The sequence below is a fragment of the Thermoleptolyngbya oregonensis NK1-22 genome (genome assembly GCF_032705245.1).
Lineage (GTDB): Bacteria > Cyanobacteriota > Cyanobacteriia > Elainellales > Elainellaceae > Thermoleptolyngbya > Thermoleptolyngbya sichuanensis.
In genome coordinates, this window is sequence record NZ_CP053540.1 from 4,195,888 (window position 1) to 4,217,887 (window position 22,000).

Here is a 22,000-nt window from a genome sequence, read left to right on the forward strand (position 1 = left end):
TTTTTTTCTCTGAACTTCGCCGTTGGCCGCACCCAGATTGTCTGGTGACTCCGTCCGGTGAATCCTGAGACTTGCGGGGGCGATCGCTTGGGTCACACCAGCGAGTGAGATACGCTAGACAATACCGATCAAAGACAATACCGACAAAAGACAACACCGACAAAACCTAGAACGACTGTGCCAGCCCTCACCCTAAATCCCTCTCCCGGTGGGAGATGGACTTTGCTCCCCTTTTCCTGCGGGAGAAGCAGCCGGGGGATGAGGGCAAACCCTGCCTCCACACCAAGCTCAACTTGCACCTATGAACAGCGCCTTTCTCAATCGTCTCCACAGCCCCGATCGCCCGGTGATTGTCTTCGATGGCGCGATGGGCACCAACCTTCAGGTGCAAAACCTGACAGCAGAAGACTTTGGTGGCGCGGAGTATGAGGGCTGCAACGAGTATCTGGTCGTCACCCAGCCAGAAGCCGTTGCCAAAGTGCATCGGGACTTTCTCGCCGCTGGGGCCGATGTGATCGAAACCGACACCTTCGGTGCAGCCTCCATTGTGCTGGCGGAATATAACCTGGGCGATCGCGCTTATGAACTCAACAAGCTGGCAGCGGAACTGGCAAAACGCTGCGCCGAAGAATTTTCCACCCCCAACAAGCCTCGCTTTGTAGCCGGGTCGATGGGCCCCACCACCAAGCTACCCACCCTCGGCCACATCGACTACGACACGATGAAGGCAGCTTTCGAGGAACAAGCAGAGGGACTCTACGACGGCGGCGTAGATTTGTTCATTGTGGAAACCTGTCAGGACGTGCTGCAAATCAAGGCGGCGCTGAACGCAATCGAGGCAGTGTTTGCAAGGAAGGGCGATTCGCAAAGCGATCCCTACGGGAATCGCCGTCCGCTAATGGTGTCCGTGACGATGGAAATTCAGGGCACGATGCTGGTCGGCTCCGACGTGGCCGCCATGCTCACCATTCTGGAACCCTACCCCATCGACATCCTGGGGCTAAACTGCGCCACCGGCCCCGACCGCATGGCCGACCACATCCGCTATCTGTCGCAGCATTCCCCCTTTGTCATTTCCTGCATCCCCAATGCGGGCATCCCCGAAAACGTTGGCGGCCATGCCCACTACAAGCTCACGCCAATGGAACTCCGCATGGCCCTGATGCACTTTGTCGAAGACCTGGGCGTGCAGGTGATCGGCGGCTGCTGCGGCACGCGCCCAGAACATATCCAGCAGCTAGCCGAAATCGCCCCCACCCTCAAGCCCAAAGCTCGGGCCGTCAGGAGTCAGCACCCACCCACCACAAACCATCCCCCCCAAAATCCAAAATCCAAAATCCAAAACCCCTCCCCCCGCCCCGCCCTCTCCTACATCCCCGCTGCCGCCTCCATCTACAGCGCCCAGCCCTACGACCAGGACAACTCCTTCCTGATCATTGGCGAACGCCTGAATGCCAGCGGCTCCAAAAAGGTGCGGGAGTTGCTGAATGCGGAAGATTGGGACGGGCTAGTGGCCGTAGCGCGATCGCAGGTCAAAGAAGGGGCCCATGTCCTGGATGTGAACGTAGACTACGTGGGCCGCGACGGCGAACGAGACATGCGAGAACTGGTGTCGCGCTTGGTGACAAACGTAAACCTGCCGCTGATGCTGGACTCCACCGAATGGCAAAAGATGGAAGCGGGTCTGAAAGTCGCAGGCGGCAAGTGCATCCTCAACTCGACAAACTACGAAGACGGCGACGAGCGCTTCTTCAAAGTGCTGGAACTGGCCAAGACCTACGGTGCGGGAATTGTGGTGGGCACGATCGACGAAGAGGGCATGGCTCGGACGGCAGAAAAGAAATTTGCGATCGCCCAACGGGCCTACCGCGATGCGCTGGAATACGGCATTCCGCCCTACGAAATCTTCTACGACCCGCTGGCACTGCCCATTTCTACAGGCATCGAGGAAGACCGGGAAAACGGCAAGGCCACTATCGAAGCGATTCGCCAGATCCGCCAAAACCTGCCAGGGGTTCACATCCTGCTGGGCGTGTCGAATATCTCCTTTGGCCTCAGCCCCGCAGCGCGGATCGTGCTGAACTCGATGTTTCTGCATGAGGCAACGGCAGCGGGCATGGATGGGGCGATCGTCAGCGCCGCCAAAATCCTGCCCCTGGCCAAGATCGAGCCGCAGCATCAGGAAGTCTGCCGCCAACTCATCTACGACCAGCGGCGGTTTGAAGGCGAGGTCTGCGTTTACGATCCGCTGACAGAACTCACTAAACTGTTCGAGGGCGTTTCGGCCAAAGACACCCGCTCCGGCGGCTCCCTCGCCGATCTGCCCATCGAGGAGCGCCTGAAGCAGCACATCATCGACGGCGAACGCATCGGGCTGGAAGAAGCCCTTACTGAAGCGCTGAAGACCTACAAGCCGCTAGACATCATCAACACCTTCTTGCTGGACGGCATGAAGGTCGTCGGCGACCTGTTTGGCTCTGGACAAATGCAGCTTCCCTTCGTGCTGCAATCAGCGGAGACGATGAAAGCTGCCGTCGCGCATCTGGAGCCGTTTATGGACAAGGAAGAATCCGGCGGCAATGCCAAAGGCACGTTTCTAATTGCCACCGTGAAGGGCGATGTGCATGACATTGGCAAAAATCTGGTGGACATCATCCTCACCAACAACGGCTATCGCGTGATTAACCTGGGCATCAAACAGCCTGTGGATAACATCATCGATGCCTACTTTGAACACCAGGCCGACTGCATCGCCATGAGCGGGCTGCTGGTGAAGTCCACCGCCTTTATGAAAGAGAACCTGGAAGTGTTTAACGAGCGCGGCATCACTGTGCCCGTTATCCTGGGTGGCGCAGCACTTACGCCCAAGTTTGTCTACGAAGATTGCCAGAAGACCTACAAAGGTAAGGTAATTTACGGCAAAGATGCCTTCTCTGATCTGCACTTTATGGACAAGCTGATGCCCGCGAAGGCAGCAGGCCGGTGGGATGACGTGCAGGGCTTTTTGGATGAGCAGGATCAGGATTCAGCGTTGTCTGAAGCACCGGAGGCAGACGCAGAAACAGAGGCGATCGCCCCTCCAACTGCCCTGCCTGCCAACGCTCCCGCTGCTCCTGCTATTGCAGACACCCTGCGCTCCGAAGCCGTAGCCCTCGACATTCCCCGCCCCACGCCGCCCTTCTGGGGCACGCAGATCCTAAACCCAGAGGACATTTCCCTAGAAGAAGTGTTTTGGTACTTGGACTTGCAGGCGCTGATCGCCGGACAATGGCAGTTCCGCAAACCCAAAGATCAGACCCGCGAAGCCTACGATGCCTTCCTGCAAGAAAAGGCCTATCCCATCCTGGCGCAGTGGAAACAGCGCGTGCTGGCAGAAAACCTGCTGCGGCCACAGGTGGTCTATGGCTATTTCCCCTGCCTAGCCGAGGGCAACTCGCTGTATATCTACGCTCCCGCTGCGGTGCAAAACGGCATGAAACCGCAAGATTTGCAGCCCATCGCCACCTTCCACTTCCCCCGACAAAAGTCCCTCCGCCGCCTCTGCATTGCCGATTTCTTCCTGCCCAAGGATCAGGCAACCACATTCGATGTCTTCCCCATGCAGGCGGTGACGGTCGGCGACATCGCTACGGAATTTGCCCAGCAGCTATTCGCCGCCAACCAATACACCGACTATCTCTACTTCCACGGGCTGGCAGTGCAGACGGCAGAAGCGCTGGCAGAATGGACGCACGCCCGCATTCGGCGCGAACTGGGCTTTGGCGCGGCGGAACCCGACAACATCCGCGACGTGCTGGCGCAGCGCTATCAGGGGTCGCGCTATAGCTTTGGCTATCCGGCCTGTCCAAACATTCAGGATCAATACACGCAGCTTGACCTGCTGGGAGCCGAGCGCATCGGGCTGCACATGGACGAAAGCGAACAGCTTTATCCGGAGCAATCGACGACGGCGATCGTGGTGTATCACCCGACTGCGAAGTATTTCAGCGCATAGGCTTCTGCGCGAAGGGATGACGCTGAATCGTATCGCTCCCCAGGCGGCTGGGCGATCGCCCGCGGGTTCCCGGCTCAGAGCCATAATGACTCTGCGGCGGGGTGCTGGACTTGCTGCCAGACTTCCCGCCGCAGGGGCATTGGTTCGCGTTCAGATTCACGCTTCAGATTCACGCTTTAGATTCACGCTTCAGATTCGCGCTTCAGCAAGCATCACCTCAGCGCTGCGACACTCGGTTTGCACCGGGTAAATCCTGCGTGTCGAGGATGGAGATAAAGAACTCGCCGCGATCGCCCGGTTCCACACCGCCCACAATCAGCCGATACCAGCCGTCGGCAGGCAGTTCAAACCGCACGCTGCCCTGGCGCTCTGCCTTGCCTTCCACCACGCGATCGCCATTGGGGTCGCGCACAATCAGGTACGGGTTAAACGCCGAGTTCACAATCAGCGCAACGGTCTGTCCGGCGCGTCCCTGGAAGTTATAGGCGCGGCAAAGGGAGCCATCGTCGAAACAGGGTGCAGTGCTGGCATCCAGCATTCCCCGCTCCACCAAAATTGGCTGCGAGATTTGCAGGTCATACTGCCCAGACTGATTTTCGCCAGCCGCCATTGCCAGCACGGTGTATTGCCCGCTCTGGGTCAGCTTTTGCACCACCAGCGCATCTCGATTCGCCCCATTACTCTGATCCAGGGCGATCGCCCGTCCATCGGGCCCGACCAACACCAGTCGCGATCCGGCCTGACGGCTCGACATTCTCAGCATCACCGCCTGCCCCGCCTCTGCCTCGAAGGTGTAAATATCCGTAGGACTGTAATCGGCGCAAAAGCGGCTGTCACCAGGCTGCAAGTTGCCCTGCACGTTGCCACGGGTCAGGGAGATGGACTGGCCAATGGATTGGCTGGATGAGGCCACAGCGGGAATCACATACTGCCCAACGGGGAACCGTAGCCCCTGCCGATGGGCCTCTACAAACAGCCGCACCTGCTCCACCGACACGGCGAAATTCACGTTTTGGGCATCGCGAGCGCCCGACTTGGTAATGCCCACAATCCGCAACTGGCTATCAATCACCGGCCCGCCGGAATTGCCCGGATTCACCGGTGCATTAAACACGACCACACCCTGAGGAACGTGAATGTTGTTGACCGTCCCTTCTACAATCGATGGGGAGCGCGGGGTACTGCCAACGGGAAAGCCCAACGCCCAGATGTTCTGCGTTTTTGTGATGGAACTGGCATCGGCAAGGCGCAGCGTGGGGAGATCGCGCTGATTGGGCAGTTGCAGTAGCGCCAGATCCAGGCAGTCCGCATCGCCCATTGCCACAACCTCTGCCCGCACTTCGCGACCCTGCACAGTCACAATGACTTCCCGCGCTCCGGCCACCACATGGGCATTGGTGACGATTAATCCGCTGGGGTCGATGATCACGCCGCTGCCCATGCTGCTGCCATTGCGACCGTTGGCGCGGATGTGAACCACAGCAGCTTCAGCATCCTGAATATTACTCCGCGACTGGGCGGCGGCCGATTGGGTGAGGGAAGTGCCGGGGGTGGTCAGGGCAAATTCGCTGACGAGCGTGGTGGCGATCGCCGTTTGCAGCAGCAGCAGGCTAGAGGCAGCCAGACGAGCAAAACGAACGGGCTGGGGACGTGCAAAGGAGCGTACCATAGAGCATGACCTCCGTAGGGGTGTTAGGTAGTTCAGTGCAATGGTCGGAGCGTGATCAGGGGGCGATCGCAGGAATGTATGCTATCGTGCGAACTTGTCAACCAGCTAGTGAAATTTAACTGAAATTTGATATGTATAAAAGCTTGCGATTTCTATTCTTGGTTTCATTCCGAAACACAATCTAGAACAAAAACCACAACGGTATGCTAGGATTCTTTTTGGACTGCCAACTGGGTTCCAAAAAGAAGTATTTCTCCGGTCAGTAAGCTTATGCAGTATGCTGCTTCGAGCCGTTGCTGCTTAACCGTTGCGGCTTAATGGCAGGGGTTGCTTGAAGCTGTTGTTAGAAGCTGTTGTTAGTACAATAGGGCGATCGCCCCAGCCGTGGCACTCCCCTTTCCCGCACGTTTCATTGCGCTCACAGGAAAAGGGGGTTGCATAAAAGTGCAGTAATTGCTCAACTAGGTTGACCTGAGCAGGGTCATAGCAGAAGATGATAAGCTTTTGCCATGAAGGAACTGCCCCCCCTCGATGGACTGAGCCATAGCGAAAAGGATGCCCTGATAAGCGGGCTGTGGCAGGAGTTGCAAACGTTGCGAGCGGAGGTGGAAAAGCTGAAGCAAAAACGGGTCAAGAAAACGTCAAAGAATTCGAGTCTGCCTCCATCTCAAGGCTTTAAGCCCAATCAGAGCCGTGTTCAATCAACTTCCGTCAAGGGTGAGGAAACGAGGCATCACCGCAATGGTGGGCGGACATTGAGCCAACAACCAGATCAAGTGGTGATAGCCCAAGCTAAAAGCTGTCCCCACTGTGGGGTCGAAGTTGACTTATCAATGCAGCGATTGAGTGGGATTTACGAGCGCATTGAATTGCCCCGATTGACCCCTCACATCACCCGAGTTGAACGCTACGGTGGGACTTGTCAGTGTTGCCAAAAGGCGTATGAGGCTCCGGTTCCAGTCGGATTAGAGCCAGGGTCTCCCTTTGGTACGAGTGTTGCGAGTCTAGTCACCTATCTACGCTACAGCCATGCTATCAGCTACCAACGGTTGAGCCACTTGATGGGCGACCTTTACGGTCTAAAGCTGTCGGAAGGAGCCATTGCCAATCTCTTGCAACGGGTGCAGGGGCAGCTAGAAACTCCAATTGCCAAGATTGTGGAACGTTTACGCAATGCTCGGCTAGTGGGTAGTGATGAAACCGGGGCGCGGGTGAATGGGAAAAACCAGTGGGAATGGGTGTTTCAAAACGACCAGGTGTGTCTGCATGTGATTCGTCCCACTCGTGGCAAAACGGTCATTGATACCGTGATGGCTGGGCATCAACCGCAGATTTGGGTGTCTGACTTATTCAGTGCTCAGGCAGCCCATCCAGCCCAAGACTGGCAAGTATGTTTAGCGCATCAACTGCGTGATTGTCAGTATGCGATTGATGCAGGGGATGATTTGTTTGCGCCCCGGATGAAACGGCTGTTGCTCAAAGCCATTGCCTTGCAACGGCGACGACAGATCCTTGCCACCTCGACCGTCGAACAGTATTGCGCTCGATTGGGTGGGTCACTCCGAGAGATTCTCAACTTGCAGCCCAAATCAGTCGAGGGACAAAGGTTGCTCAAACGCTATCAGAAGATTCACGCTCATCTGTTACTGTTTCTGACCGATGAGGCAATCCCGCCGACTAATAATGCAAGTGAACAGGCGTTGCGCTGGAGTGTAATCTTTCGCAAGGTGACCAACGGATTCCGCTCAGACTGGGGAGCAGAGTTATTCGCTCAGGTGCGTTCGCTGGTCAATACTGCAAAGCGTCAGGGCATTTCTGCCTTTGATGCCATTTCTCGTGCCCTTACCTCACATCAGTTCGATTGGCTATTGGGTTGAGTAATTACAAAGTGCAAGCAGGCAGGAAAAGGGGTCAGGAAAAGGGAACGTAGCTCCTGACCTCTAGCGTTTGTTTTTTATATCTTCTATGCCCTATGCCCGGCCAAGCTTAGCTCGCAGCCGCGCCACCAGGCGAATCAGGTGGGTACGCGGACTGAGGTAGCGCCGCACCAGGCTGGAAACATCGAGAGAGTCGGGCGATCGCCACATGTCGATCACCGCCAGACTGCCCTCCAAAAACTGCTGCCGACAGCGACTCCGCTGAATTTTGCCGCTGGAAGTGCGGGGCAGGCCGCCGGGTTTCACCAGGGCGATCGCCCCCACGTCTACAAAATGCTCCCGAAACGCCACCCATCGCACGGTTTCCACCACGTCTGGCAAACACAACCGCTGGCGGGCGCTGCGTTCTACTTCTTGGACAACCACCAGCCGCTCTTCGCCCGCTGCGTCGCCCCCCAGTTCACCATCGATCGGCGCGGCAAAAACCGCACAGCCGCCCGCACGAAACGCCGGATAGCACGATTCCACCGTCTGCTCAATGTGCTGCGGATAGTGGTTGAAGCCCCACAACACCAGCACGTCGTGTAGCCGTCCGGTGATGAACAGTTCCCCCGCTTGCACAAAGCCCAAGTCGCCCGTCCGCAAAAAGCCGCCCTCGCCCGTGGCCAGCGTCGCCCCAAAGGGATTTTCTCGCTCCGGCGGATGCTGCCAATAGCCCTTGCCGATGCCGCTCCCCGCCACCCAGATTTCGCCAATTTCCCCATCGGCGCAGGGCATCTGCGTGTCTCGATTGACGATTTCTACTCGCGTGTCTAGCCAGGGGTGGCCGCAACTGATTAAGGTCTGCGTCCGCCGCGCGCCGGGGCGGGCAAGGCCGGGACGGGACGGTTCGCAAATCTCCACGCGGTTTTGCTCTAGGCTTTGCGTGTCCACATGCAGCGTTTTGGGAGGCAAATGCTTAGCCCCGCCCGTGATGAACAGCGTCGCCTCGGCCATGCCGTAGCACGGGTAAAACGCCTCTGGACGAAATCCACAGGGGCGAAATTTTTCGGCAAACTGGTCAAGCGTGGTCTGCCGCACGGGTTCTGCGCCGCAAAAGGCAATCTCCCAGGTGGAGAGATCGAGGCGATCGCGCTGGTTGTCGGTAACGTATCGACCCAGCAGGTCATAGGCAAAGTTGGGGCCGCCGCTGGTGGTTGCGCCGTAGCGGGCGATCGCCTCCAGCCACCGCACGGGCTTCTGCACAAAGGCAATCGGCGACATCAGCACGCACAGCGACCCGGCATAGAGCGAGTACAGAATATTGCCAATCAGCCCCATGTCGTGAAACAGCGGCAGCCAGCCCACGCCCACCGACGCTTCGGTATGCTGAAACGCAGCGTGGAGCATCTGCTGATTGGCCCAGAGGCAGCCGTGGGTCACCATTACGCCCTTGGGTGTGCCCGTAGAGCCAGACGTATATTGCAAAAAGGCCAGGCTGTCGGGCGATAGGTCGGGCCTGCTCCAGCCCGCTGCCGAGGCACGGCCCGTTTCATGGGTCAGCCAGCGCAGCGGGTGTGCCGGGGGCAAAGCCGGGGCGAGCTGGCGCTGGAGCTTGGGCAAGAGCGATCGCCCCGTCAGCACGCCCGCCGACCCCGACCCCACCAGCCGCGCCGCCACGTCGGCCACCCCCTGCTGATTGCGGGGCGGATGGCAGGGGACGGGAACCACCTGCGCCGCCAGACAGCCCAAAAACGCCACGATAAATTCCAGCGCCGCCTCGTAGGAATAGACCAGCGTCAGGCGATCGCCCGGTGCAAACTGCTGCTGGAGCCAGGCCGCCATTTCGGTCGCCTGCTGGTATAACCTGGCGTAGGTCAGGTGTCCCGCTTCGGTTTCGCCATCCTGCAAAAAGATGAACGCCCGTCGGTCTGGATGAGCGTGCGATCGCCGCTCCAACAACTCGACCAGGTTAGACGGTTCCGGTGTCAAATGAATAAAATCGCTCATCTTTGGACTGGGCAGCTTTTGGACACCCTCTGAAGGGTAATCTGACTGGGCCAGATACTCAAGTTCTGCGGGCAGACCTGATAAAATCCAAGACTGAATGTCAGACGGAATGCAAAACGTCATCCATCAAGACCAACATCAAGACAAAACAAGGCAGTACGAGACAACACAAGACAGCACAAGACAAAGTTTTACATAAGCCATTAACCTGATGATGACCTCCTTCAAACGCCGCTCATTGTTGTTGGGCACTTTGGCAGTGCTTTTGGTGAATGCCTGCGCGGGTAGCCCGACCGCCCAAAACCCTGAAACTGAGTCACCTGCTGGAACCACCGCGCCCCTAGTGGTTGGCTCGATTCCCGACCAAGACCCCGAAAAGGTGCAGCGACAGGCCGAGAAGCTGGCTGCCTATCTAGAATCAAAGCTGGGCGTGCCCGTGAAGTATCAGCCCGTTACGGACTATGCGGCTGCGGTCACGGCCTTCAAGGTGGGTGATCTGGATCTGGTGTGGTTTGGTGGGCTGACGGGTGTGCAGGCGCGGCTGCAAGTGCCGGGAGCCCAGGCGATCGCCCAGCGCGACATCGACGAACAATTCACCACAGTCTTCATTGCCAACACCCAGAGCGGCATTGCGCCCTTTACTGACCTCAAAGACCTCAACACGCTCAAAGGGCGCACCCTCACCTTTGGCAGCGAATCTTCTACCTCTGGTCGGCTGATGCCGCAATATTTCATTCAGCAGGCAGGTATGGCGCTGTCAGATTTCAAAGGGGAAGTGGGCTTTTCGGGCAATCACGATGCCACGATTAAGCTGGGGGAAGCAGGCACCTACGAAGTCGGCGCACTGAATTCTCAAGTCTGGGAATCGCGAGTGGCGGAGGGCGCAGTGGACACCAATAAGGTGCAGGTGATTTGGACCACGCCGCCCTACTACGACTATCACTGGGTGATTAGCCCGGAGGTGGAAGAGCGCTACGGCCAGGGCTTCATTCAAAAGGTGCAGGCGGCATTTACGGAGCTAGACCCGGCGAACCCAGACCAGAAAGAAGTGCTGGAGCTGTTTGGCGCGGCAAAGTTTATTCCCACGAAAAACGAGAACTACTCGCAGATTGAGTCCGTCGGTCGCCAGATTGGCAAGATCCAGTGATGGGCACGCCCATTTTTCACCTCAGCCAGGTGACGCGCCAGTTTCAGGCGCTCACGGCTCTGGCCGAGGTAAACCTGAGCATTGCTGCTGGGGAAAGGGTCGCGCTGATTGGCCCTAGCGGCGCGGGCAAGAGTACCCTGCTGAGTCTGCTAAATGGGACGCTGCTGCCATCGGCGGGGCAGGTGACGGTGCTGGGGCAAGACCTGCGGCGGCTGTCGCCTCGGCAGCGGCGGCGGGTGCAGCGGCAAATTGGGACGGTCTATCAGCAGCACCACCTGGTCACCAATCTGTCGGTGATTCACAACGTCAATGCCGGACACCTGGGGCGCTGGTCGCTGGCCAAGGCCGCTTGGTCGCTGCTGTGGCCCCAGTCGGTGGAGATCGCTGCACGGGCGCTGGCTCAGGTTGGCATTGCCGAAAAGTTGTACGTTCGCACCGATCGGCTATCGGGCGGCGAACAGCAGCGAGTGGCGATCGCCCGTGTGCTGGTGCAAGATCCGGTGGCCATCCTGGCAGATGAGCCGATCGCCAGCCTCGACCCGGCCCGCGCCCACGACCTGATGGCGCTGCTGTGCCGCCTGACAGAGCAGAGTGGCAAAACGCTGGTGATCAGCCTGCACGATATCGAATATGCGTTTCAGTACTGCACGCGGCTGGTGGGGCTGCGGCAGGGGCAGATTCAGTTCGACGCGCTGCCTGCCAAAGTGACGGACGCGATGATCCACGAGTTATACCGCCTAGAGCAGCCTGTCCTTTAACCGTTTCTGCACCCCGATGCCCGCTGCACCCACTGCCCTCCCATCGCCTCCCCCCTGGCTGAACCGCCGCAACGGGTGGGGATTGGTAATGCTGGGGGCGATCGCCCTTGCGCTCTACGCCACGGGCATCGGACGACCAGACGCAACCCTGGTCAACCCCGGCGGCTGGGGCCAGTTTGTGGAGTTTTGGGCCAGCAGCCTGCGGCCCGACCTCAGCCGCGACTTTCTAGAGGTAATTGCCAGGGCAACTTTTGTCACCTTTGCCTATGCAGTCTGCGGCACGACCCTGAGTGTGGCGCTGGGGCTGGTGGGCGGCGTGCTGTCGTCGGAAACTTGGTGGCGGACGGTGTTTGCCGAGGGCGGCGGCGGGCGGCGCGTGGGCGGCTCCGCTGTGGCTGCTGATTCGCGGGCTGCTGGCGGTTCCCAGGGCGATTCATGAACTCCTCTGGGGCCTGTTTTTTTTGAATATTCTGGGGCTAAATCCGCTGGTGGCGGTACTGGCAATCGCCCTGCCCTTTGGGGCGATCGTGTCTAAGGTATTTGCCGAAATTTTTGACGAAACGCCCCAGGAACCGCTGGAGTCCCTGCTAGGCAGCGGAGTGTCGCCGCTGGCAGCGTGGCTCTACGGACTATTGCCCCAGGCGTTTCCAGATTTGCTGTCCTACACGACCTATCGGTTCGAGTGTTCGCTGCGGTCGGCGGCGGTGCTGGGGGTGATCGGCGCGGGCGGGCTGGGCTATGAAATTTTGCTGAGCCTGCAATCGCTCCGCTATGGGCAACTCTGGACGGGGTTCTATGCGCTGGTGCTGCTGAACGGCGGGGTCGATTGGTGGAGCGACTGGGTGCGGCGCAGGTTGGGCTTCACCAGTCGGCTAGATCTCAACGTGGCCCAAAGACCCCAAAATTCCCACGCCCCAAAGCCCAATCTGCAAACTGCCAATCCCTGGCCGCTGCGGCTATCCTGGGGGGCGATCGCCCTGTCGATTCCGCTCTGCTTTTGGGGATTGGGCATCGACTGGACGCGGCTCTGGTCGGCCCGCACGCGGCGACTCTTGGGCGACATTGCAGCGGCCGCCACGCCCCAGTGGCCCAGCCCAACCGAATGGGCAACGCTGCTCTACCTGTCGGGCTTGACGCTGGTGATGTCCATTCTGGCGATCGCCCTGGCGGGATTGGGCGGGATGTTGCTGTCTTTTCCTGCGGCCCAGACCTTTCTCCTGCCCGGCGGCTGGCTGCGGCCACTAGACGACCCCACAACGACCCAAGCCCCCCTGGCCTGGCTGATGCTGGTGGCAACCCGCTTGGCGCTATTGCTCAGCCGCGCTGTGCCCGCCCCCATCTGGGCGCTGGTATGTCTGTTTGTGCTGTTTCCAGGCATTTTGCCAGGGGCGATCGCCCTGGGTCTGCACAATTTGGGCATCCTGGGCCGCCTCATGGCCGAGGTCAACGAAAACCTGGACGATCGCCCCGTGCGATCGCTCCACGCCCTGGGCGCATCCGGTGGGCAGGCAATTCTCTACGGCGTGTTGCCCCAAAACCTGGGGCGATTTCTGGCTTATACCCTCTACCGCTGGGAGGTCTGTATGCGCGAAACCGTAATCGTTGGACTGGTGGGCGCAGGGGGGCTGGGCCGCCTCCTGACCGAGCAACTCAGCAGCTTTGACTACAGCAGGCTGGTGCTAACTTTGGGGTGCTTTGTGGCGCTCACTTTTCTGGTGGATTTGATTAGCCAGCAGATGCGATCGGTCGTCGGCGGTAGAGGGGAGGCGTGATAGCTGCCGGAGTTAAGAGAGCTTTTTGTCATTCCAGGCTGCTCGCGCCCTATCTCTCCATCATCCCGCTTTCCATCTCTCCGTTCGAGGCGAGTAGCAGTTGCATGACGCGGCTGGCATCTTCGAGCCGCCCAGTGACCCGGCGGACTGGCTCTGGCCAAACTCTGACAAGGGTGGGGGTGGCTGCCACTTGGTCTTGCTCGGCCAGCTCAGGGAACTTGTATACGTCAATGATTTTCAGCGTGTAGGGCTGCTGAATCAGGTCTTCGAGCAGGCGGTGCAGGTTCGTTAAAATTGCCTCCGTCACGTCGCTGTTGCTCGACACATAGAGGCGCAGCACATAGCCCTGTTCGGAGAAATCCGGCGACTGGGCTGGCCACGATAGCCGACTCCAGGACGATGGCTGAGCCTCTGGCTGGCTGACCTGCTGAATTGTCGGAGACTCATAGCGAATCACCAAATCGTGCGATCGCCACAGTTCGGGAAAGCGGCTCTGATAGGTCAGCAGCATCAGCGACTCGTCCAGGTTGTCGGGCGGCTGCACGGTTTGCCAGAGCAAGTCCCCAGTGCCAAAGACGGCATTCAGCACGGCCTGATGCCGCGCCACCAGGGGATACACCTCAGCGGATGTGAGGATGGACTGGTTTTCGGGCGATCGCCAGCGGTCGATAGACGCGGTGTACCACGGCACGAGGAACAGCGGCGGCTCCGACAAATCGAGCCACTCCTGGAGCGCCGCGCACAGGTGCAAATGCCAATGGCTCTGCTTGTCTGGATCGATGCAATACACCAGGTCGCCCCCCGGCGTAAACAGGGCAATTCCCTTGTATAGCTCTGGTAACGGGGCTTTCATGGAAAATCAACCGCTAGGCACAGGGGTGAAGGAATGTGCAAAAACAGGAATGTGCAAAAAAGCGAGAAGGGTGGATCTTTCGCACCCGATACAGTCCGAAAAATCCACCCCAGGAACCGTTGAGCGTTGCGACTTAGACGCGCCCGCGCAGAATCTGCGCCATTTCGTTGGGCTTGGGCGACATTTCCAGCGCCGTCTCCTCGGTGATCCGTCCCGCCTCATACAGCTTATAGAGGGACTGGTTCATCGTACACATGCCGTCAAAGTTGCATCGCGGAATCAGCGCTTCCACTTCGTCCAGATCGCCCTTGCGGATATAGTCGCGAATTGCGTCCGTGTTGATCAAGATATCGTGGAAGGCGGCCCGCTTGCCGTCGGTGGTGCGGCAGAGGCCCTGCGCGATGACGGCCACCAGCGATTCGGCGATCGCCACCCGCATGGGTTCCTGCTGATCCGGCGGATACAGACCCAAAATCCGCTCGATGGTCTTCACAGCGCTGTTGGTGTGCAGCGTTCCCATCACCAAGTGACCTGTTTGCGCGGCTTTCAGGGCGGTGTTCACGGTTTCAATGTCCCGCATTTCCCCCACCAGAATCACGTCCGGATCTTCCCGCAGCGAGGCCTTCAGCGCTGCGTCAAACTTCATCGTGTGAATGCCTACTTCCCGCTGGCGGATCAGGCACTTGCGGCTCGTGTGGACAAATTCAATCGGGTCTTCAATGGTGACGATATGCTTGGGCATTTCGCTGTTCATATAGTCCACCATCGCCGCCATCGTGGTCGATTTACCTGACCCGGTTGGCCCTGTCACCAGGATTAGCCCCTTGTGATAATGGCAGATTTCCTTAAACACAGGCGGCAAGTTCAACTGCTCAATGGTCAAGATCTTCAGCGGAATTAGACGCATCACCATCGCCGGCCCGCGCAGCGAATCAAAGATATTGATCCGGACGCGGGCGAAGTCGTATTGCGTCGCGCCGTCAAAGTCGAGCGTGTCCTTAAACCGCTGAATCTCGGCATCCGAGAGAATTTCTTGCAGCCAGCTAAAGAAGGTATCGAGATCGGTGACTGGATACTCGGTCATGTCGATCTCGCCCCGGTTGCGGAAGCGGGGTGCTTCGCCCACGCCCAAGTGAATATCGGAATAGCCCTTGTCGTAGGCTTCGCGAACGATTTGCGCCAGCGTCGGCTGACCCGGTGCGGCCTTGCTGCGGGAGGTCTGCATCGGCGGCGGCGCAGCGGGACGGTGTCCCATCATGGGCGGCGGCGCGGGTGTGGGCGGCGGCTTCACCGCTGGAGCGCCCATTCCGGGCATTGCACCCGCCGGAGCAGGGTTGACGCGAGTGCCGGGTGCTGTATTGGCCTGGGTCGATGCAAAGGTTTGCGAGGGCATTTGCTGGCTGGTTTGCCCCAGATCGCCCATCGGTGGAGCGCTGGCAGGCGGACGACCCGGCGGTGGCGGCGTACGGGGAACGGAGTTGGGCGGAATGCTTGGGCGTTGTGCGTCTGTCATAAGTCCACGTCTCGCAAACGATGGGGAAGCGTGTTCACTGGCGGCGTTTCTGAGCGGACACTGTTAAGCCAGATTTAAGCCAGATTTCGGTTCATCCAGAGTTTGGTTAAGCCAGATTTCAATCCCTAACCAGTAGAGGATCGTCTAGATGATTGCCAAATTAGCTCAATCTCCATAATCTACATTGATTATGGGCAGGACTTACGCACTTGCAATAGGCTCTCTGGGTTTTGGACAATTTCTCGCAGGCTGCGCTCGCGAGAAATTGTCTAACTGCGTAAGTCCTAATGGATAACAGCATACTCAAGAAATTACGAATCCCGTAGGATACCCCCTTGAGAATTCCCAAGATGGGGAAGTGAAACATCATTTTAGATAGGTGATTAGATGGGTGATTGGGTAGATGGGTGATTGAGTCGGTGATGCGGTGAGCGAAATTGGGATTTTGGGTTTTGGGTTTTGGGTTTTGGGACTATCTCGGCTCTCTAGAACGGCACGACCGATGAAACCGATGGAAGCCCTGCGTGCGCTTAGTCTAGCAATCTAAAATCGCCAATCCAAAATCGCCAATCTAAAATCCAAAATCACCATCGGGACGGAGAGCAGCGCGGGCCAGGCGTGCAGTTCCATAGGCGGCTTCGGTGTGGGGAGAGGGCAGGACGGGCACTTGCAACAGGCGCGATCGCACGTTTGTCCAAGCCTCATTCTGCGCCCCACCGCCCGCGGTCAGCACTTCTCGCAATGGCGTTGCGCCCAGGTCTGCCAGCCGCCGATAGCCCAGGGCTTCGATGCGGGCGATGCCTTCCAGCAGCCCATACAGAAATTCCACGGGATTGTCGGGGCGCGGCTCCAGGCGGGGCGGCAGGTTGGGGTCGTTGATGGGAAAGCGATCGCCCGGTTTGGGCAGGGGGTAATAGTCCAGCGGGCTGGGGCGAGACAGGTCGATCTGGGCGCTGAGTGCAGCAAGTTCGGCATCGCTAAAAAATTGCCGCAGCACCGCACCGCCCGTGTTCGATGCACCGCCCACCAGCCACAGATTGCCCAGCCGATGGCTGTAGATGCCGCTGGCAGCGTCGTCTACCCGAACGGTGCTGAGCAGTTTGAGGACTAGCGTAGACCCCAGCGAGGTGACGGCTTGCCCCGGCGTGCTGGCTCCACTAGCGAGGAAGGCGGCGATGCTGTCGGTGGTGCCCGCGCAGATCTGGCAGGTGGCGGGAATGCCCAGGCGATCGCCCAAGTCGGGCAAAATCGGGGCGATCGCCGTACCGGGCGCGTTTACCTGGGGCAACTGCACAGGCAGGTTGGCCGCCAGCAGCCAGTCGGGATAGCGCAGTGCGCCCACGTCATAGCCCAGCTTGAGGGCGTTGTGATAGTCGCTGAGGCCGAGGCGGCCGTGCAGCAGGAAGGCCAGCCAGTCGGCCTGGTGGAGGAGGTGCGGGGGGGGAGCGTTTGGGGCCGGGGGCAGCGTGCTGAGGAGCCACAGGAGCTTGGCAAGGCTGGAGGTGGCGCTGAGGACGGTGTTCTGGGGCGGGGCGATCGCCCTCACCCGGTCTAGCATTGCCGCACCGCGTGCATCGTTGTAGAGCAGGGGTTCGGCCAGGGGAATTCCGGCATCGTCGCACAGGAGGACGGTAGAAGAGGTGCCGTCGAGGGCGATCGCCGCCAGGGTTTGGCGAATCTCAGCCGGAATTTGGGCAATCAGCGCCAGGAGGGTGTCTCGCCAGGTGTCGGCGAGAGCGATGGACGGAATGCTTGGGAAAGGCAGGCTGGTCTGCGCCACGATTTCGCCGCTGGCATTGATGGCGATCGCCCGTGCGCCGGAGGTGCCAAAGTCAATGCCGAGAAAGGTGCGGAGAGAGGTGGCAGTTGGCATGGTGGAGGATGAATTCGGCGATCGCCTGACTGATTTGCGTGTTTCCGGCGGGGCTGGGGTGGATGCCATCGCGATAGAGGGCTTCGGGGTTTCGCAGCGCGTTCCACCGAGGCAGCAGGTCAAGAAACGGCACATTGCCCGCTGCCAGCAAGGTGCGGAGGCGCTGGCGAGCGACCTGTTCATAGTCTCGCGGGCCAGGCTGCTTTAATTCTCGCCGCAGGGGAGACAGCGCCACCAGCAGTTGCGCTTGGGGCTGCACAAACTGACGCATTTGTTCAATGGTCAGCAGGTTATCGGCAACGGGGTCGCCGCTGGGCGGACGGGTCGCAGGGCGCTGGGTAGGGTAGGGCAGCAGCAGCGACAGGGCTTCCCATAGGGCCAGGGGCGGCCGGCGACGGGGATATTGGCGATCGCGCCCCACGGGCCAGTCCGTCGGCGACGGCGCAAACAGGTCGTCTGTGTTCAGCAGCAGCACCACCACCTGCGCCCCAAAGGTGCCAAACTGCCGCAAATAGCCCCACTGGTTTTGCGGCCCCCAGGAGGGCGCGGCCGCATTCAGCACAATGCCCGGTCTGCCCAGCCGGAGCGCGAGAAATTGCCGCACCTGTTCGGAAATCGTGTGCGCCTGGTCTGTCCAGATGCCGCCGTGAACAATAGAGTCGCCCAGCAGCAGCACCCGCCAGCCTGCTGGGGGCATCTCGCCAGCATTCCGCAGGCTGTGCTGGTTGATCACCATACGCTTGCCCCAGCGCCGGAGCCGCTGATGGGGGCGCAGCCGATAGCCCGCTTCTGGATCGGCAACGTAGAGCGGGGGATTGCCCAGGCCCAGCACCCGCAGCCCCAGTTCCAGCAAGAGCAGCCCGGCCAGCAGCAGCCCGGCCGGCCCCCCCTGGGCGATCGCCCGCATCAGCCTCTCCCAATCCATGCTGCTGGTTCATCCTCGAAGAATTCTGTTCTAAATCTTAAAAACTGTGCAGAGGTGAGCCACATAACCCTCAAGTGAAAAAAGTGTGGTTAAAATCAAGTCGGTTTGGCGCAGTTTGTCCGGCATTCGCGTCGATCTATCTACATAATTCTTGATGCATTACATAATTCTTGATGCATTCTCGACTGTTTTCGGATTGCCCAATCACTCTGCCGCAACCCATCTCGCTGTCCTGAATCTCGCCAGACTGCATCCAGCCAATGGGGATTCGGTTCGTTGCAGGATCAAGCCGGCCAGGGCGCTGCCCAAACCGCGTTTTCAGAGTCACTTCAGCGGTTGATCAATTCTGAATTGATCAATTCTGGAACGTTTAGGAGTTACGCACGCGAGAAATCGTCCAAAACCCAGACAACTTAATCGCAAGTGCGTAGGTCCTATCGTTTCTAAACTTTCTAAACTCTACTTATTTAGCAAGGATTGGTACTTATGACAGACTGGAATCGAGGCATTATGAAATTCCCCGGCGCAGATAGTCCAATTGCGCTGACGCTCTCGGCGGTGCTGATTTTGGGCAGCATTGCGGCGCTGATTCTGTGGGCGCTCCAGTCTGCCTACGCGCTGCCGTAGCCCACGAGGTCTGCGATACGCCAACATACGCAAACATACGCCAAAAGGTCTGCCCAAGAGCAGACCTTTTCAATTTCAAATGTATTTAATTGTTTGCGTTGAATACGCCTAGTTCCCAATGCCAGGGACAAAAGGCGTGAATGCTGAATTTTAATTCAGTGTAGGCTGAACCCGCAGCACTCGCTCTTGAGCCTGCACGCCGATGCCTCTTTCGGAGGCAGAGGAGCTTGGGCGATGCAGCCGAGCATCTAGACGAAACAGAAGGTTCTAGACCATTGCTAGGCTGATATGCCCCAATCAAAGCAGCATTACAAGCCGTAAGCGATCGCCGCGTCCGGTAGCGAGGCAGGAGGCACAGGCCCCGTCCGGGAAGATTGATTGAGAAACGTGCCTGTAGTCTAAGCTACCACTGGCAAATCGGCGGGCGATCGCCCTGTGACTAAACTTAATTTCTTACCCGCTGCCAAACCGGACTGGAACTCGGCAAAGCGGCTGTCGGCCATGATCCCCGCAGACGGGCGATCGCCATGCTTGCTCGGTTTCCCACCCGTACCCATGCTGGAATTAGGGCTGGCATTGGGCAGATGCACCGTGCCGAGCAAGGCGATATGATGAGGAGTGAAATTAAGAAATGTAAAGAAGCGGGGCGGGTTATGCAAGGCAAGGTGGTTGTCATTGTGGGCGCAACGGGGGGCATTGGGTCGGCACTGGCGCAAAAGCTGGCTCCCTTGGGTGCAGCGCTGGTGCTGGCGGCGCGAGATACAGCGACGCTGAACCCGTTGGCCCATTCGCTGGCTGGTGCGCCCGGTGGCGTGCTGGCCGTGCCAACAGACATCACCGACCCGCAGCAGGCCGAAGCGCTGATGCAAAAGGCGATCGCCCAATTCGGCAAGGTAGACGTGTTGGTAAACGCAGCGGGCGCAGGCATTCTCAAGCAGTACAACAAGCTCGAACCCGCCGACCTGGATGCCATGCTGGATTTGAACCTGAAGGGCAGCTTCTACACCTGTCAGGCCGCCGCCAACGTCATGAAGGAACACAAGTCAGGGCACATCTGCAACGTGGTTGGGATTTTGGGACAGCACCCGATGGCGATGGCGGCGGCCTACTGCGCTTCCAAGTTTGGCGTGGTGGGCTTCAGCAAGTGCATGGCAGACGAGCTAAAGCGCTTTGGCGTGAAGTTCACCCTGTTTTACTTTGGTGGCGTGGATACGCCCTTCTGGGATCAGGTCAGCCTCAAGGTCGATCGCACGAAGATGCTGCGCCCGGAGACGGCGGCCGACGCTATTCTGTTTGCTCTCACGGCAGAACCCCAGGCAGTGCCGCTGGAGATCAACATCCAGCCTGAGAGCCACTTGTTTTTGGGCTAACCTTATTTTTTGGCTAAATTTTTTGGCTAATATTGGCTGATGCTTGGGCGAATGCTTTGGGCGAATGCTCCGAGTGGGGATCAAATGAACCCTCCTCAAGCGGCAAATCTCGGAAAAATGCCCGTTGACGGCCCGCTTTGTTACAGTTTGCAACATATAATGAGAGCTAGTGTAAACAGGTATCTCAGAGGGTAGCGCGTACATGCGGGTGGCGATCGCAGGGGGAGGATTGGCCGGGTTAGCCTGCGCCAAGTATTTAGTAGACGCAGGGCACACGCCCATCGTGCTGGAAAGCCGGGACGTGCTGGGCGGGCTGGTGGCCGCCTGGAAGGATGCCGATGGCGACTGGTATGAAACCGGGCTGCACGTCTTTTTTGGGGCATACCCCAACATGCTCCAGTTGTTTAAGGAACTGAACATTGAAGATCGGCTCCAGTGGAAAGAACACACGCTGATCTTCAACCAGCCGGAGAAGCCCGGCGTGCTGTCGCGCTTCGACGTGCCCGATATTCCCGCACCGTTCAACGTCATCCTGTCGATTCTTCGCAACAACGACATGCTGACCTGGAATCAGAAAATTCGCTTTGCCATTGGGCTATTGCCAGCGGTGGTGCGCGGTCAGCAGTATGTGGAAAACATGGATAAGTACTCGCTGCTGGAGTGGCTGCGGCTGCAAGGCGTAGACGAGCGGGTCAACAGCGACATTTTTGTGGCTGCTTCTAAGGCGCTCACCTTTATCAATCCTGAAGACGTGTCGGCAACGGTTCCTCTGACGGCGCTGAACCGCTTTTTGCAGGAGCGCTACGGCTCAAAGGTGGCGTTTCTGGATGGGTCGCCGACGGAGCGCCTGTGTCAGCCGATTGTGGACTATGTGACCGAGCGCGGCGGCGAGGTGCTGCTGAAGAAGCCGCTGAAGCAGATTTTGCTAAACGAAGACGGTACGGTATGCGGGTTTGCGGTGCGCGGGCTGGACGGTGCGCCGGATGAGGTGGTGACGGCGGATGTGTATGTATCTGCGATGCCCGTGGATGTGATGAAGGCGCTGATGCCGGAGCCGTGGACGAAGCTGGAATTCTTCCAGAAGATGGAGGCGCTGGAAGGCGTGCCCGTGATCAACATTCATTTGTGGTTTGACCGCAAGCTGACGGATGTGGATCAGCTGCTCTTTTCGCGATCGCCCCTGCTCAGCGTCTATGCCGACATGAGCAACACCTGCCGCGAATACGCCAACCCCGACCGCTCGATGCTAGAGCTGGTCTTGGCTCCGGCAAAGGACTGGATTGACAAGTCCGAGGCGGAAATTCTGGCAGCGACGATGGCAGAACTGAAGAAGCTTTTCCCAGATGACCTGGCGGGCGACCATCCGGCCACGCTGCTGAAATACAAAATCGTGAAAACGCCGCGCTCGGTCTATACGGCCGCACCGGGAATGCAGGCGTGTCGCCCTGACCAGGCAACGCCAATCGACAACTTCTTCCTTGCCGGAAGCTACACCATGCAGCGCTACCTAGGCAGCATGGAGGGTGCAGTGCTGTCGGGTAAGCAGGCGGCCGAGGCGATCGCCCAGCGATTCCCCGCCTCTCCGGTCGATTCTGTGCCGCCTGATCTGGTGGCCACTTCAGCCCGATAAATC

The 22,000-nt window shown here is 58.9% G+C and carries 17 protein-coding genes; 9 read left to right on the forward strand and 8 right to left on the reverse strand.

Annotated features, from left to right (window positions below; all coding sequences use genetic code 11):
* The first annotated feature begins 301 nt into the window (after nt 1-301).
* A complete protein-coding gene (gene metH / locus HNI00_RS17590; protein ID WP_316788002.1) occupies nt 302-3,994 on the forward strand; it encodes a methionine synthase in 3,693 nt (1,230 codons plus the stop codon).
* On the opposite strand, the gene HNI00_RS17595 is transcribed toward metH, so the two are convergent.
* Both HNI00_RS17595 and HNI00_RS17600 read right to left on the reverse strand, forming a co-directional pair.
* On the reverse strand, nt 3,984-4,154 hold the full coding sequence (locus tag HNI00_RS17595; protein ID WP_316788005.1) for a hypothetical protein: 171 nt from the start codon (nt 4,152-4,154) through the stop codon (nt 3,984-3,986). The genes metH and HNI00_RS17595 overlap by 11 nt on opposite strands.
* A 57-nt stretch (nt 4,155-4,211) precedes the next feature.
* Nucleotides 4,212-5,663, reverse strand: coding sequence for a S1C family serine protease (locus HNI00_RS17600; RefSeq protein WP_316788007.1), 1,452 nt, complete (start codon nt 5,661-5,663; stop codon nt 4,212-4,214).
* A gap of 509 nt (nt 5,664-6,172) precedes the next feature.
* Between HNI00_RS17600 and tnpC the strand changes: the two genes are divergently transcribed.
* On the forward strand, nt 6,173-7,540 hold the full coding sequence (gene tnpC, locus HNI00_RS17605) for an IS66 family transposase (RefSeq protein WP_316788009.1): 1,368 nt from the start codon (nt 6,173-6,175) through the stop codon (nt 7,538-7,540).
* A 93-nt stretch (nt 7,541-7,633) separates the two neighbouring features.
* Here the strand turns inward: tnpC and HNI00_RS17610 are convergent, their stop codons facing one another.
* Complete coding sequence (locus tag HNI00_RS17610; RefSeq protein ID WP_316788011.1) at nt 7,634-9,529, reverse strand: fatty acyl-AMP ligase; 1,896 nt, start codon at nt 9,527-9,529, stop codon at nt 7,634-7,636.
* Between the two features lie 211 nt (nt 9,530-9,740).
* On the opposite strand from HNI00_RS17610, the gene HNI00_RS17615 reads away from it, so the two are divergent.
* From HNI00_RS17615 to HNI00_RS17630, 4 genes are read left to right on the forward strand one after another with little or no spacing between them, the layout of a single operon-like run.
* On the forward strand, nt 9,741-10,676 hold the full coding sequence (locus tag HNI00_RS17615; RefSeq protein ID WP_420156222.1) for a putative selenate ABC transporter substrate-binding protein: 936 nt from the start codon (nt 9,741-9,743) through the stop codon (nt 10,674-10,676).
* Nucleotides 10,676-11,434 (forward strand): phosphonate ABC transporter ATP-binding protein, encoded by a 759-nt coding sequence (locus tag HNI00_RS17620; RefSeq protein ID WP_316788012.1) that lies wholly within the window; start codon nt 10,676-10,678, stop codon nt 11,432-11,434. The genes HNI00_RS17615 and HNI00_RS17620 overlap by 1 nt, the downstream gene beginning before the upstream one ends.
* 16 nt (nt 11,435-11,450) lie before the next feature.
* Nucleotides 11,451-11,873, forward strand: a complete 423-nt coding sequence (locus HNI00_RS17625) for a hypothetical protein (RefSeq protein ID WP_316788013.1) — start codon at nt 11,451-11,453, stop codon at nt 11,871-11,873.
* Nucleotides 11,785-13,206: a PhnE/PtxC family ABC transporter permease gene (locus HNI00_RS17630; RefSeq protein WP_316788014.1), complete on the forward strand. Its 1,422-nt coding sequence runs from the start codon at nt 11,785-11,787 to the stop codon at nt 13,204-13,206. Before HNI00_RS17625 ends, HNI00_RS17630 begins: the two co-directional genes overlap by 89 nt.
* A gap of 49 nt (nt 13,207-13,255) precedes the next feature.
* Here HNI00_RS17630 and HNI00_RS17635 read toward each other — a convergent pair whose 3' ends face one another.
* From HNI00_RS17635 to HNI00_RS17650, 4 genes are all read right to left on the reverse strand, one after another.
* Nucleotides 13,256-14,059, reverse strand: coding sequence for a circadian clock KaiB family protein (locus HNI00_RS17635; RefSeq protein WP_316788015.1), 804 nt, complete (start codon nt 14,057-14,059; stop codon nt 13,256-13,258).
* Between the two features lie 133 nt (nt 14,060-14,192).
* Nucleotides 14,193-15,572, reverse strand: coding sequence for a type IV pilus twitching motility protein PilT (locus HNI00_RS17640; protein ID WP_316788016.1), 1,380 nt, complete (start codon nt 15,570-15,572; stop codon nt 14,193-14,195).
* Between the two features lie 571 nt (nt 15,573-16,143).
* Nucleotides 16,144-17,445, reverse strand: coding sequence for an FGGY-family carbohydrate kinase (locus tag HNI00_RS17645; protein WP_316788017.1), 1,302 nt, complete (start codon nt 17,443-17,445; stop codon nt 16,144-16,146).
* Nucleotides 17,405-18,370: an SGNH/GDSL hydrolase family protein gene (locus tag HNI00_RS17650; RefSeq protein ID WP_316788018.1), complete on the reverse strand. Its 966-nt coding sequence runs from the start codon at nt 18,368-18,370 to the stop codon at nt 17,405-17,407. Before HNI00_RS17650 ends, HNI00_RS17645 begins: the two co-directional genes overlap by 41 nt.
* A gap of 486 nt (nt 18,371-18,856) precedes the next feature.
* Between HNI00_RS17650 and HNI00_RS17655 the strand changes: the two genes are divergently transcribed.
* Nucleotides 18,857-18,997, forward strand: a complete 141-nt coding sequence (locus HNI00_RS17655; protein ID WP_172356882.1) for a hypothetical protein — start codon at nt 18,857-18,859, stop codon at nt 18,995-18,997.
* A 398-nt stretch (nt 18,998-19,395) separates the two neighbouring features.
* Here the strand turns inward: HNI00_RS17655 and HNI00_RS17660 are convergent, their stop codons facing one another.
* The gene (locus HNI00_RS17660) at nt 19,396-19,656 is read right to left on the reverse strand and encodes a hypothetical protein (RefSeq protein ID WP_316788019.1); all 261 of its coding nucleotides are present in this window, start codon (nt 19,654-19,656) and stop codon (nt 19,396-19,398) included.
* On the opposite strand from HNI00_RS17660, the gene HNI00_RS17665 reads away from it, so the two are divergent.
* Both HNI00_RS17665 and pds read left to right on the forward strand, forming a co-directional pair.
* Nucleotides 19,651-20,367 (forward strand): SDR family oxidoreductase, encoded by a 717-nt coding sequence (locus HNI00_RS17665; RefSeq protein WP_316788021.1) that lies wholly within the window; start codon nt 19,651-19,653, stop codon nt 20,365-20,367. The genes HNI00_RS17660 and HNI00_RS17665 overlap by 6 nt on opposite strands.
* A gap of 202 nt (nt 20,368-20,569) precedes the next feature.
* On the forward strand, nt 20,570-21,997 hold the full coding sequence (pds, locus tag HNI00_RS17670; protein WP_316788023.1) for a 15-cis-phytoene desaturase: 1,428 nt from the start codon (nt 20,570-20,572) through the stop codon (nt 21,995-21,997).
* Nucleotides 21,998-22,000 lie beyond the last annotated feature (3 nt).

What these genes read in the sequence shown, in the direction of transcription:
- metH (WP_316788002.1), top strand. Translation starts at nt 302, where the DNA reads ATGAACAGCGCCTTTCTCAATCGTCTCCACAGCCCCGATCGCCCGGTG.
- HNI00_RS17600 (WP_316788007.1), bottom strand. Translation starts at nt 5,663, where the DNA reads ATGGTACGCTCCTTTGCACGTCCCCAGCCCGTTCGTTTTGCTCGTCTG.
- tnpC (WP_316788009.1), top strand. Translation starts at nt 6,173, where the DNA reads ATGAAGGAACTGCCCCCCCTCGATGGACTGAGCCATAGCGAAAAGGAT.
- HNI00_RS17610 (WP_316788011.1), bottom strand. Translation starts at nt 9,529, where the DNA reads ATGAGCGATTTTATTCATTTGACACCGGAACCGTCTAACCTGGTCGAG.
- HNI00_RS17615 (WP_420156222.1), top strand. Translation starts at nt 9,741, where the DNA reads ATGATGACCTCCTTCAAACGCCGCTCATTGTTGTTGGGCACTTTGGCA.
- HNI00_RS17620 (WP_316788012.1), top strand. Translation starts at nt 10,676, where the DNA reads ATGGGCACGCCCATTTTTCACCTCAGCCAGGTGACGCGCCAGTTTCAG.
- HNI00_RS17625 (WP_316788013.1), top strand. Translation starts at nt 11,451, where the DNA reads ATGCCCGCTGCACCCACTGCCCTCCCATCGCCTCCCCCCTGGCTGAAC.
- HNI00_RS17635 (WP_316788015.1), bottom strand. Translation starts at nt 14,059, where the DNA reads ATGAAAGCCCCGTTACCAGAGCTATACAAGGGAATTGCCCTGTTTACG.
- HNI00_RS17640 (WP_316788016.1), bottom strand. Translation starts at nt 15,572, where the DNA reads ATGACAGACGCACAACGCCCAAGCATTCCGCCCAACTCCGTTCCCCGT.
- HNI00_RS17645 (WP_316788017.1), bottom strand. Translation starts at nt 17,445, where the DNA reads ATGCCAACTGCCACCTCTCTCCGCACCTTTCTCGGCATTGACTTTGGC.
- HNI00_RS17650 (WP_316788018.1), bottom strand. Translation starts at nt 18,370, where the DNA reads ATGGATTGGGAGAGGCTGATGCGGGCGATCGCCCAGGGGGGGCCGGCC.
- HNI00_RS17655 (WP_172356882.1), top strand. Translation starts at nt 18,857, where the DNA reads ATGACAGACTGGAATCGAGGCATTATGAAATTCCCCGGCGCAGATAGT.
- HNI00_RS17665 (WP_316788021.1), top strand. Translation starts at nt 19,651, where the DNA reads ATGCAAGGCAAGGTGGTTGTCATTGTGGGCGCAACGGGGGGCATTGGG.
- pds (WP_316788023.1), top strand. Translation starts at nt 20,570, where the DNA reads ATGCGGGTGGCGATCGCAGGGGGAGGATTGGCCGGGTTAGCCTGCGCC.